The organism is Pedobacter polysacchareus, assembly GCF_019802255.1.
Classification (GTDB): domain Bacteria; phylum Bacteroidota; class Bacteroidia; order Sphingobacteriales; family Sphingobacteriaceae; genus Pedobacter; species Pedobacter polysacchareus.
The window spans coordinates 62,107-74,246 of record NZ_JAHYSS010000003.1; the positions used below are offsets into that span (position 1 = coordinate 62,107).

At 40.9% G+C, this 12,140-nt stretch carries 8 protein-coding genes; 5 read left to right on the forward strand and 3 right to left on the reverse strand.

Annotated features, from left to right (window positions below; genetic code table 11):
- Positions 1–67: 67 nt before the first annotated feature.
- Positions 68–958 (reverse strand): magnesium/cobalt transporter CorA, encoded by an 891-nt coding sequence (gene corA, locus K7X70_RS08055; protein ID WP_222536576.1) that lies wholly within the window; start codon positions 956–958, stop codon positions 68–70.
- 130 nt (positions 959–1,088) lie between these two features.
- On the opposite strand from corA, the gene K7X70_RS08060 reads away from it, so the two are divergent.
- A complete protein-coding gene (locus K7X70_RS08060; RefSeq protein ID WP_222536577.1) occupies positions 1,089–1,265 on the forward strand; it encodes a hypothetical protein in 177 nt (58 codons plus the stop codon).
- Positions 1,266–1,278: 13 nt separating this feature from the next.
- Here K7X70_RS08060 and K7X70_RS08065 read toward each other — a convergent pair whose 3' ends face one another.
- Positions 1,279–1,560, reverse strand: coding sequence for a hypothetical protein (locus tag K7X70_RS08065; protein WP_222536578.1), 282 nt, complete (start codon positions 1,558–1,560; stop codon positions 1,279–1,281).
- 539 nt (positions 1,561–2,099) lie between these two features.
- Between K7X70_RS08065 and K7X70_RS08070 the strand changes: the two genes are divergently transcribed.
- Positions 2,100–2,444: a rhodanese-like domain-containing protein gene (locus K7X70_RS08070; RefSeq protein WP_222536579.1), complete on the forward strand. Its 345-nt coding sequence runs from the start codon at positions 2,100–2,102 to the stop codon at positions 2,442–2,444.
- Between the two features lie 76 nt (positions 2,445–2,520).
- Here K7X70_RS08070 and K7X70_RS08075 read toward each other — a convergent pair whose 3' ends face one another.
- Positions 2,521–3,033: a glutathione peroxidase gene (locus K7X70_RS08075; RefSeq protein ID WP_222536580.1), complete on the reverse strand. Its 513-nt coding sequence runs from the start codon at positions 3,031–3,033 to the stop codon at positions 2,521–2,523.
- Between the two features lie 461 nt (positions 3,034–3,494).
- On the opposite strand from K7X70_RS08075, the gene topA reads away from it, so the two are divergent.
- The 3 genes from topA (at position 3,495) to K7X70_RS08090 (ending at position 12,140) form a co-directional block, all read left to right on the forward strand.
- On the forward strand, positions 3,495–6,077 hold the full coding sequence (gene topA / locus K7X70_RS08080) for a type I DNA topoisomerase (RefSeq protein WP_222536581.1): 2,583 nt from the start codon (positions 3,495–3,497) through the stop codon (positions 6,075–6,077).
- A gap of 29 nt (positions 6,078–6,106) precedes the next feature.
- Positions 6,107–6,511: a hypothetical protein gene (locus tag K7X70_RS08085; protein ID WP_222536582.1), complete on the forward strand. Its 405-nt coding sequence runs from the start codon at positions 6,107–6,109 to the stop codon at positions 6,509–6,511.
- 70 nt (positions 6,512–6,581) lie between these two features.
- A complete protein-coding gene (locus tag K7X70_RS08090) occupies positions 6,582–12,140 on the forward strand; it encodes an alpha-2-macroglobulin family protein (RefSeq protein WP_222536583.1) in 5,559 nt (1,852 codons plus the stop codon).

Consider the following 12,140-nt stretch of genomic DNA (forward strand, 5'->3'; position numbering starts at 1 on the left):
AGCCGGTAGTCAAAGCACTGCCGGCATTCATATCATCTACTAAACTGATAAAAAAACAACAATAACATTAAAGCCAGCCTTTTCTTTTGAACCAAAAATAAATGGCCACCGTCACCACCACCATCAAGCCCATCACTCCCGGATATCCCATTCTCCAATGTACTTCCGGCATAAACTCGAAGTTCATTCCATAGATCCCAACAATAAATGTCAAGGGCATAAAGAATACTGAAAAGATGGTCAGCACCCGCATAATTTCGTTCGTTTTCTGAGAAGATGCGGAGAAATAAATGGCCAGCAGCTGATGGATGTTTTCAGCCAGTGAGTCCAGCATGCTCTGATGTTTAACATATAAATCCCGGGTATCCCGGGTATTCACATTTCCCTCTTGCCCATCCAATGCATCAATGATATCATAGGAGAGAATCAGCATCCTTTTCAACAGGTCTATTTTCCGCTTTAAATAGTATAGTCCTTTTAGCAATGGTGCTTTTTTAGGTCTTAAAAAAACGATCTCTTCATAATAGTCAACAGCTTTAGCTAGTTTATTTAAAGGTGCTGTATAAGTATTTAAACAAGCATTAATCAACAGATTCAATAAGTCAAGGGTGCTGCTGCATTTTTCATGTTTAATCAGTTTGGCTATTGGTGCGATCAAATCATGTGTTCTGCGATGAACAGTAATCAGGAATTTATCGGAGTAGAAAAACGCTATTTTATGGGTAAGCTCTTGTACGGTATCCGCTTCCTCGACATTTCTTTGTGTATGTATCCTAAATATAATAAATGCATAATCCTCCATCCTTTCATATTTTGGCAAATGATCCGGCTGAAGACAATCATTCACCAAGGCAGGATGTAATTTGTACTTTTCGGCGATGCTGGAAAGCTCTTCTTTTGTGGGAGCAGTGAGGTCAATCCATTCGAATGCTTGGTGTTCAGCTAGATTTTTGGTCATAAATTTTCTTTAATAAAAGATCAGTACTTATGTTAACACTCATTTTAGGTCATTGTTCTATTTGATTTAAACCTTATGATGCTCACAAGTGTTATGGTTGTCTACAAACTTTCTATCAAAAAATAAACTTATGAATAACTTTTTTAGAACCATTATTGCGGGTTGGGGAGCAAAAAAATTAGGCGGCGGCTGTTTGTCTACGATCATCATATTTGCGGTGATTTACATGATGCTGGGTAAATGTAACAATGGGACGCGTGCTGCAGCGCCAAAATTTAAATCTGAAAAGCCTTTGGTCCTTAAGTAGATCTAACAGTTGCTTAATCAATGAGGTGCTCAATTTCCTTTCCGATAGCCCGTGCTGTATGCTCATCAAATACAATCTCTAGACGCTCCCCTTTCAATTCTGGGGTATATATTGGAAGATCTCCGGCTGGAATTTCCGTCGTTTTCATTAATACCCATTCGTTCCGGTCATGACGAACAGCGCCCATGATACCCCCAAAATAAATCACCTTATAATAATCTTTTTCTTTAAGGATCGTCAATGTGACTTCCTTTTTGCCGTAACCGACCCGAATGTTAAAAGCTTCTTTTTCCATGGTATTTTTTTACGCTTAAATTGAAAATCTTAGTATTCATTAAATACTTAAGGTTTCACAATGACAATAAACTAGGCTAAGAAGAAAATTGTTTTATATGCTACTTGAAAAATATAAAACATTAAAGTGCATTAAATACCCGAAAATGAGTATGACCGGATAGCACTCCAGTTCAAAATCTACTGAAGGGACTTATCAACTCCTTTTTGAGTAGCTCAGCTAATAGGTCAATCCCCCTTAATTTCTTGTGTTTCCTAATAGATCTTTTAATTCTTCTCCAAGTGACTCTTTTAAAGATTCCAGCTGCAAACCCGAAGAAAAATTAGCGTACCTGACAAATTAATGCAAAGCACTGCGGCCAATAAACCGGAGCATACCAAAGGGTGAACTGGAGCTATTGGCAAAACCACACTTAGTGCAAAGTTAAAATTTCAGCCACATCCAAAGAGTAAGCTTCCCGATAAACCCAATTAAGGTTATTGCCATCTGTTTTACAAAAAACCTCGGCATAACCCGTATTTAAACGGTAAATTTGCGTCATGGAAATCGAACTCCACAATTTTTCTCAAATCATGCAAGCTTACACTGAAATAGACATTACACAATTGACTGCGCTTCAAAAAGAAGCATCAACCTTACTTATAGACGTAAGAGAACGCCATGAAGTGCCAGTACTTGATAGCGAAATCTACAAAAAAGTGCCAATGTCTGAGTTTGCTGAATTTTTAAATACTGCTGTCGAAGAAAAAAACATCGTGTTTATTTGTCAGCATGGGATCCGAAGTGTTGCGGCGGCAGAGGCCTTGCATGATAAACAGGGTTCCAGCAAGCAGATCTATAGTCTAAAAGGTGGCATTGCAAAATGGAGAAATTACTTTTTATAAAGTACCTCCTGAACATCAGCCCATAAAAAAACCTGTCTCAAAAGAAACAGGTTTAAATAAAATTGCCAGCTAATTACTAAAGGTTTTTAGTCAGCTCTTCGCTTAAAGGTTTCACTTTAGAGCGGAAACGGTGTACCAATTCTCCTTTTTCATTGATTAAGAACTTCTCAAAGTTCCAGTTGATGTCGCCCGTGAAATCTGGGTTTGCAGCAGTCGTCAGGTATTTGAACAAAGGATTAATGTCATCACCTTTAACACTCACCTTTTCACTTAATAAAAAGGTAACTCCAAAATTCTTTTTACAAAAGTCCTGGATCTCTGAATTGGTGGCCAATTCCTGTCCACCGAAATTACCAGCTGGGAATCCGATTAACACAACATTCTTACCATATTGCTTGCTCAGTTTTTCTAAGTCTTCATATTGAGGGGTATACCCACATTTAGAAGCGGTGTTCACAATCAGGATCTTCTTTCCTTTAAATTGCGACATCTTCATCACTTTACCATCGATAGTCCTAAAGTTGAAATCATAAATACTTTTTGCTGGCGGGGTAAAGATCAGGCTCAGTAATATTAATAATGTATTCATAGTTTGATATTTTTAATGTATAAACGAAGTTAAGCACAAAAAGATTGTTTGAAACTAAAATAAGCTTGGAAATAGTAAAAAAACTTTATTTATTACCGAAAGATGTCCAGCGGATTAAACATTCCTAGGCTGCTATGTTAAATGGGCGATTTTGAACAAGATAATGTATCCTATTTATAAGTATCAAAGAAATATTTACTTGCTATAAAGGTAGAATCGAAGCTATTCCCGCATGATCAGAACAAATTACTTCAAATATATTGCTGCATTCACCCTATTCAGCACATCCCCATTTTTTTATCAAAAAAAACACATTACCTCGAATAAGCTTCATAAATATGCTATAATCACCACTTTATACCGCGTAAAATGAGACTTTTTCAAATTTATTTACTATAAAAATCATATCGGATTTTGAAATTAGCCTTATTTATAGCTTTATTTGCAGAAAAACGTTCTGAATGGCGAAGAATTTATTAATAGTTGAGTCACCTGCAAAAGCTAAAACCATTGAAGGGTATTTAGGAAAAGATTTCCTTGTTAAATCAAGTTACGGACACATCCGGGATTTGGTTAAGGGGGATATGGGCATCGATGTAGCCAATAATTTCGCCCAGACCTATGAGGTCCCTGCCGATAAAAAGCATGTAGTAGCCGAGCTTAAGAAGTTAGCCAAGGAAGCCGAAATGGTATGGCTAGCGTCCGATGAGGACCGTGAAGGGGAAGCAATTTCCTGGCACTTATATGAGACATTAGGACTAAAAGAAAATAAAACCAAACGGATTGTATTTCACGAGATCACTAAGCCTGCAATATTAAAGGCGATAGAAAATCCGCGTACCATCGATTATAACCTGGTCAATGCTCAGCAGGCACGCCGTGTATTGGATAGATTGGTAGGTTTTGAACTTTCTCCGGTATTATGGAAAAAAATCAAACCCTCTTTATCTGCAGGTAGAGTACAGTCGGTGGCCGTACGTTTAATTGTAGATAGAGAGCGAGAAGTTAATAAATTTAATGCAACCGCTGCATTTAAGGTATCTGCACAATTCAGCACCGGAAAAGGTAAAGAAGTGGTGAAAGCAGAATTGCCACAGCGTTTTGAAAAAGAAGCAGATGCGGAGAAATTCTTAAACGACTGTATCCAGGCAGGATTCAGCGTGGCCAGTTTAGAAACCAGACCTGCAAAAAGAAACCCAGCGCCTCCATTTACAACTTCGACTTTACAGCAGGAAGCTTCCCGAAAACTGGGATATTCCGTGTCAAGGACGATGCAGATCGCTCAGCGACTGTATGAAAGTGGACGTATCACCTATATGCGTACCGATTCCGTGAATTTATCGGAGACTGCATTACAGGCAGCGGCAGCGGAAATTAATTCTGCATGGGGCGAGAAATACCACCACCAAAGAACTTATAAAACGAAATCTGCAGGCGCACAGGAAGCTCACGAGGCCATCCGCCCTACTTATTTCAATCACCATACCGTTACCGGCGACAGTTCAGAACAGCGTTTGTATGAATTGATCTGGAAGCGCGCCATCGCTTCTCAGATGTCTGAAGCACAGTTTGAAAAAACAACGGCACAGATTGCCATTAGTACCCGCAAAGAGCATTTAGTTGCCGAAGGTGAAGTATTGAAATTTGATGGTTTCCTAAAAGTATACCTGGAATCCAGCGATGACGATGATGCAGAAGATTCGGAAGACAACAACATGCTGCCTCCATTGGCTAAAGGCCAGGAATTGAGCTTAAGAGAAATGAATGCAACAGAGCGTTTCTCTCGTCCACCGGCAAGATATACGGAGGCCAGCATGATCAAGAAACTGGAAGAACTGGGTATCGGTCGTCCCTCTACGTATGCACCAACGATTTCTACGATTCAAAATCGTGGTTACGTGGTAAAAGAAGACCGTGATGGTCGTCAGCGTTCCTTTACCTCCATTGTATTGGCAAATGGCGAAGTCAAAAAACAAATTAAAACAGAAATTACCGGTGCAGAGAAATCAAAACTCTTCCCAACAGATATAGGTGAAGTAGTCAACGACTTCCTCGTAGAACACTTTAAAGGCATTGTCGATTTCAACTTTACAGCCAATGTAGAGAAGGAATTTGATGAGATCGCTCAAGGTTTACAGGAATGGACGAAGATGCTCCACTCCTTCTACACCCCTTTCCATCAGGAGGTAGAAACTACTTTGGAAAACGCAGAACGTGCAAACGGAGAACGTTTACTAGGTGTGGATCCTACTTCAGGAAAGAACGTATATGCTAAAGTGGGTAAGTTTGGTCCATTGGTGCAAATCGGTCAGAACGACGATGAAGAGAAACCGCGTTACGCAAGTTTGGCAAAATCTCAGTCGGTGGCCACAGTGACGCTTGAGGATGCTTTAGAGCAGTTTAAACTGCCTTTCCAATTAGAAGACTATGAAGGGAAAGAAGTTTCTGTAGGTGTAGGCCGCTTTGGACCTTACGTGAAATGGGGAGATGCTTACATCTCTATTCCTAAAAATGAAGAGCCTTTATCAGTAGACAGAGACCGTGCGATAGAAATTATTCAGGAGAAAATTACTGCTGATGCCCCTGTTGCTCATTATGAAGGTTTACCGGTCACTAAAGGTAAAGGCCGTTTCGGTCCTTTCATCAAATGGAACGACTTGTTCATCAACGTACCAAAAGCCTATAACTTTGAAGAACTTTCGGCTGCAGATATCAATGAATTAATTGGTAAAAAAGTAGAGAAAGAAGCCAACAGATTCATCCAGCAGTGGAATGAGGAGAAAATTGCGATTGAAAACGGCAGATGGGGACCTTTCATCCGTTTCGGAAAAGACATGCTGAAATTGGGTAAAAACCCGGCTACAGGTGAAAAATATACACCTGAAGATCTGGCATCCGTTTCTTTGGAAGAAGTGAAAAAACTAATCGTTGAGCAGGTACCAAATGCGTTTGAGCCTAAAGCAACTAAGAAAAAAGCAGCAGCTAAAACCACTGCTAAAGCGGCAAAAGCACCAGCAAAAAAGAAAACAGTAGCAAAAAAATAAGAAGGTAGGTAAACCCTGCAAGCGTAATTATGAAAAAGGATCTCCCAGAAAACATAGTAGAAGATATTGCCGTTGCGGTGGTATTGACCAGCGAAAGTCCGGAGTTTAAAAACTGGACGGTATATCTGGTTAACCTAAAAAATGAGGTTTTGGAAAATGTCATGATCAGTTCAAAGGGATATGGAGAAAAAGATGGTAGAAAAGTGCAGACTTCTGTACTGCGCCACTCTCTGGGAAATGTAATGCCGCAATCTTTTGCCGGTGTAGAAGCCATTGCTCCAGAAGTATTGGGCTTAACAAATGAATACTGGCTCAGCTATTATATCAACAATGTGATCTATGACAAAAAGTTTATTTTTCTTCCTGAAAGCATTGTAGATGAGAACCTAATCCGAATTCCACTGGTAAACAAGCCAGGAGTAATGATAAAATAATTTCGGTTTAATTCCCGATCTCAATCCTTTTTGTTAATTTCCATGATCTTTACCTATAAGAACAGATTTCATGAAAATTACACGAAAAGGATTTTTTATTGGCGCAGCTCTGCTCGTCATTATCGGCCTTACTACCTTCTTCCTCCTAAAAAGGAAGCCTACTAAAGACAATCAGGCCTATGCCAAATACATAGAAGCTTATACTTCTGGTACCGTATCCAAAAAAAGCAATATCAGAATCAGATTGGCCAGTCAGGTGAAAACCATGGGCGATATTGGTGTGGCTGATAAAAGGGACCTATTTAGCAGTTCCCCTTCCATCAAAGGAAAAACCTATTGGATCGATGCGCAAACCTTAGAATTTCGCCCGGATGAAGCGTTGAAATCCGGCGAAACGTATGACGTTACTTTTCACCTGGATGAGGTGACAGAAACGGAAAAAGGTTTGGGAGATTTTGATTTTGACTTTAAAGTCATTAACCCCGGATTAGATCTGAGTCAGGAAGGTCTTGTTTCTCAGAACAACACTTCGCTGGACTACATGAAGCTCAAAGGAGAGATCAACACTGCCGATCAGGAAGATCCTAAATTGATTGAACAATGTTTAAAGGTTGATTTCCCAGGCGCTTTAAAAGTAAAATGGCAGCACACACCCGCAAAAAACACCTCCAGCTTTACCATAGACAGTATTCCTAAAGGGAAATCTGAAACTCCATTGAACTTAAACTGGAATGGCGATCCAATTAAAGCAGAAAGAAGAGGACAAGAAGAATTGGTGGTTCCTGCTAAAGGAGTATTTAAAATCCTGAATATGAAAGCAGTGCAGGACATGGAAGATTTTGCATTGGTACAATTCTCTGAACCAGTCAATGTAGGTCAGGATCTGAATGGATTGATCACCTTGTCGCAATTGTCAAACCTTCGGTTTACCATTGATGCCAGTCAGGTGAAGGTGTATAGCCCTGATAAACTGGAAGGTAATTACCAGTTTACCGTGAATGAAGGTGTAGAGAATATCAATAACAAAACACTAAATGCGGCAAAAACAGCCAATATTATTTTTGAGAACAAACTTCCATCTGTAGAGATTTCCGGAAAAGGAACGATCCTTCCCAATTCAGGGAAATTGGTATTGCCTTTTGATGCGGTGAATTTGAAAGCAGTAGACGTAACCATCATCAAGATTTATGAGAACAATATCCCTCAATTCTTTCAGACCAATGGATTTGATGGCAATCAGGAACTAAGACGTGTAGGTAAACCGATTGTTCAGAAAACGATTCGTTTGGATGAGGATAAATCACTGAACCTGCATAAAAAAAATCGCTTTACTTTAGACCTGGACAAGATCATTCGTACAGAACCTGGTGCCATGTACCGTGTGACCATTGGCTTTAGAAGCGCCTATAATCTTTTCAAATGCGCGGAGGAGTCTTCAAAAGAAGGTGATTCCACTGAAGATGAATTTGAAAATTACAGCAGGGAGCACCTGGATGAATTCGATGATTTCTGGCTGAGGTATGATAATTATTATCCAAGTGGCTATAGCTGGGAAGATAGAGACAACCCTTGTACCCCATCCTATTACAGAACTGATAGATTTGCCAGTCGAAATTTGATTGCCTCCAACATTGGTTTGATTGCCAAAGGTGGCAATGATGGCAGTATGCTGATCATCGCAACAGATTTATTAACCGCCAAGCCCCTAAGTGGTGTATCGATAGAATTACAGGATTACCAGCGACAGGTTATTGAAACGGTTAAAACCGACGGCGATGGTATGGTTACTATTGACAACAAAAGAAAGCCATTTTTATTGGTGGCCAAAATGGGTGACGAACGTGGATACCTGAAGGTAAATGATGAAAACGCGTTGCCATTGAGCAGATTTGACGTCGCAGGTGATCAGGTACAGCATGGTTTAAAAGGCTTTATTTATGGGGAACGCGGTGTTTGGCGTCCCGGGGACTCCTTGTTCTTATCTTTCATTCTGGAAGACAAACTTAAAAAACTACCTGGCGCTTATCCCGTTACTTTCGAATTATACAATCCTAAAGGGCAACTGGTTAAAAGAGCGGTGAATGGTAAACCTTTAAATGGTTTCTACGCTTTTAGAACGGCCACAGAGAGCACTGCCCCTACGGGCAACTGGCTGGCCAAAGTAAAAGCCGGCGGCGCTGTATTCTCCAAAACGATTAAAATTGAGACGGTGATGCCAAACCGGCTTAAAATCAATTTCAATTATGGCAATCGCCCTTACTTAGGTTCTGGTGGACCATCTACAGCGGTATTATCCGCAAACTGGTTGTTTGGTGCGCCAGGAAAACATCTAAAAGCAAAAGTAGATGTCAGCCTGAATACCATGAAAACGACGTTTAAAGGATATGAAGATTATAGTTTCGACAACCCGACAGTGGTTTTCGAATCGCAGTTGAAAACCATTTTTGAAGGAACATTAAATGAAAATGGAACAGCTACTGTAAACACCAACCTGAATGAAAATAATACAGCACCAGGTATGCTGAAAGCCAATTTCTCGATCAAAGTATTCGAAGCAGGCGGTAATTTCAGCATTGACAATTTTAGCATCCCCTACCATGTATACGCCGATTATTACGGGATTAAAACTCCTGCTGGCGACAAATTAACGGGAATGCTGCTCACAGGCAAAGACCATCAGATTGACATTGTCAATGTGAACAGAGATGGAAAGTTACTGGCAGGCAGCAAGGATGTAGATGTGGAACTTTATAAGGTGCAATGGCGCTGGTGGTGGGAACGCGAACAGGAAGACGCTTATGCGAATTTCACCCAAAATTCCTACAACAAACTGGTGAAAAAAGAAACAGTATCGCTGAATAATGGAAAAGGCAAATGGAACTTAAGGATTGATGAACCGGAATGGGGCCGTTACCTGCTATTGGTTAGAGATCGTAAAAGTGGTCACGTGACTGGAAAATCAGTTTATATTGACTGGCCAGGATGGGCACAGCGTGAACAAGGTAATAACCCTACCGAAGCAGCTATGCTATCCTTTACCGCCAATAAAACCAAATTTAAAGTTGGAGAAGAAATCGTCCTGACGATTCCTTCCGGTCAGGACGGCAAAGCCCTGATCTCTATAGAAAACGGCAGCAGAGTGATAAAAACCTTTTGGACGGATACAAAAGCCGGGCAAACGCAGTTTAAATTCAAAGCAGAAAAAGGCATGACACCAAATGTGTTTGCCAATATCACGCTTTTACAGCCGCATGCACAAACCGTAAATGATTTGCCTATCCGGATGTACGGTGTCATTCCTTTACTGATTCAAGACCCTGAAACCATACTGAAACCGCAGATCAAAATGGCGGATAAGCTGAAACCTGAAACAGAAAGTACCATCACTGTTTCCGAGCAGAATGGAAAAGCAATGACCTATACCATTGCCATTGTTGATGAAGGTTTACTCGACTTAACCCGATTTAAAACCCCTGACCCCCACCCTGTTTTCTATGCCAGAGAAGGTCTGGGTGTAAAAACATGGGATCTGTTTGATTATGTCCTGGGTGCCTGGGGCGGAAATCTTGAAAGGATTCTCAGCATCGGTGGTGACGGCAGTATCAACAAAAACTTAAACCCTGCTAAAGCGAATCGCTTTGTGCCAGTGGTCAAATATATGGGGCCTTTCAGCCTTTCTAAAGGTGGCAGTAATACCCATAAGTTCAAATTGCCACAATACATTGGTGCCGTTAGGGCAATGGTAGTTGCGGGTCAGGATGGTGCTTATGGTGCTGCTGAAAAAAGCGTACAAGTGAAAAAGCCATTGATGTTATTGGCAACACTCCCAAGGGTGATTGGCCCAGGGGAAAGCTTTACCTTGCCTGCAACCGTATTCGCGACAGAGCCAAACCTGAAAAACGTGACCTTACAATTGCAAGCCAGTAACCTGGAAGTTATCGGCAGCAAAACCCAGCAACTGACATTTAAACAACCAGGTGAGCAAATGGCTTATTTTGAGATTAAAGCTCCTGAAATGACTGGAATTGCGAAAGTGAAACTGATCGCTCAAAGTGGCAGCGAGAAAATTGCTTACGATGTGGAGCTGGATATTCGTAATCCCAATCCCTATGTAAGTAATGTAGTTTCAGCAACGATAGAACCCGGTAAAAACTGGGGAATGAATTATGCGCCAATTGGCATGGTAGGAAGTAATTCCGGAAGTCTGGAGTTGTCGGCTATCCCTCCGATTGACCTTAAAAAACGATTGGGTTATTTAATGCAATACCCACATGGCTGTGTAGAGCAGACTACATCTGGTGTATTTCCACAGCTGTTTTTGAATAAATTAACGCCACTTAGCGAGCAGCAAAAAACAACGACAGAAAGAAATATTAAAGCAGGGATCAATAAATTACGTGCCTTCCAAACTGGTGATGGTGGCCTTGGTTACTGGCCAGGTGCAACCAGCGCTGATGAATGGGGCAGTATTTATGGCGCACACTTCCTGATTGAAGCACAAAATGCAGGTTACAGTCTGCCGGTTGGTTTATTGGATGAACTGTTGCGTTACCTGAAAGGTAAAGCTTCAAATTGGGCGCCTAACAGCAGCAATTTCTACGGAGCTGATCTAACTCAAGCTTACCGGTTATATGTCCTTGCGCTAGCTAAAAAACCTGAAATGGCGGCAATGAATAGACTGAAAGCATTCCAATACTTGTCGGTAGCGGCAAAATGGCGTCTGGCATCAGGTTATCAGCTCGCCGGACAAGCCGTAGCAGCAAATGGTTTGATTAAAGGCCTGTCTATTGAAGTACAGCCTTATCAGCAACTCGGTGGAACCTATGGTTCTGATTTAAGAGATGAAGCCATGATTTTGGAAACACTGACTTTATTAGGCCGCAAAGGCGAAGCAGCGAAGCTATTGCAGCCAGTAGCCTCTAAACTGGGGACTAATGAATGGTATAGTACACAAACTACGGCGTATAGCTTATTGGCGATTGCCAAATTCTGTGGTGCCAATACCAGCTCCAATAACCTTAAATATAGCTACCTGATTGATGGTAGAAAAGGAAGCAGGGATTCGAAAGAATTCCTCAACAGTATTCCTTTGACCTTTAAGAACCCTACAGTATCGGTCACAAATACAGGAAACCGGGTATTGTTTGCTCGTTTGATCTTACAAGGCCAGCCTGCAGCTGATCAGAATACCTTCCTTCCAAACAATTCGGAAGCATTGGAAATGAACATCAGCTACAAATTGTTAAATGGCAAACCCATAGATCCGACTGTCTTAAAACAAAGCACAGATTTTTATGCGGAAGTAACAGTGAAGAATCCTGGAAAAATGGGCTACTATGAGCAAATGGCATTGACGCAAATCTTCCCTTCAGGATGGGAAATCATCAATACCAGAATCAGTGATACAGAAAGTGCCATTGCCTCCTCTCCGTATATTTACAGAGACATCAGGGACGACCGTGTCTTTACGTATTTCAATCTGAGGGAAAATGAAACGGTGACTTACAAAGTATTGCTGAATGCGGCTTATATTGGCCGATATTATTTGTCTGCAGTGCAGTGTGAAGCGATGTACAACAACAATATAAGTTCTACAGCAGCAGGGAAATGGGTGCAGGTAATTAAATAA

Bases quoted from the DNA above. Each gene is read 5' to 3' on its own strand.
- K7X70_RS08075 (WP_222536580.1), bottom strand. From the start codon at position 3,033: ATGAATACATTATTAATATTACTGAGCCTGATCTTTACCCCGCCAGCA.
- K7X70_RS08090 (WP_222536583.1), top strand. From the start codon at position 6,582: ATGAAAATTACACGAAAAGGATTTTTTATTGGCGCAGCTCTGCTCGTC.
- K7X70_RS08085 (WP_222536582.1), top strand. From the start codon at position 6,107: ATGAAAAAGGATCTCCCAGAAAACATAGTAGAAGATATTGCCGTTGCG.
- corA (WP_222536576.1), bottom strand. From the start codon at position 958: ATGACCAAAAATCTAGCTGAACACCAAGCATTCGAATGGATTGACCTC.
- K7X70_RS08060 (WP_222536577.1), top strand. From the start codon at position 1,089: ATGAATAACTTTTTTAGAACCATTATTGCGGGTTGGGGAGCAAAAAAA.
- K7X70_RS08070 (WP_222536579.1), top strand. From the start codon at position 2,100: ATGGAAATCGAACTCCACAATTTTTCTCAAATCATGCAAGCTTACACT.
- K7X70_RS08065 (WP_222536578.1), bottom strand. From the start codon at position 1,560: ATGGAAAAAGAAGCTTTTAACATTCGGGTCGGTTACGGCAAAAAGGAA.
- topA (WP_222536581.1), top strand. From the start codon at position 3,495: ATGGCGAAGAATTTATTAATAGTTGAGTCACCTGCAAAAGCTAAAACC.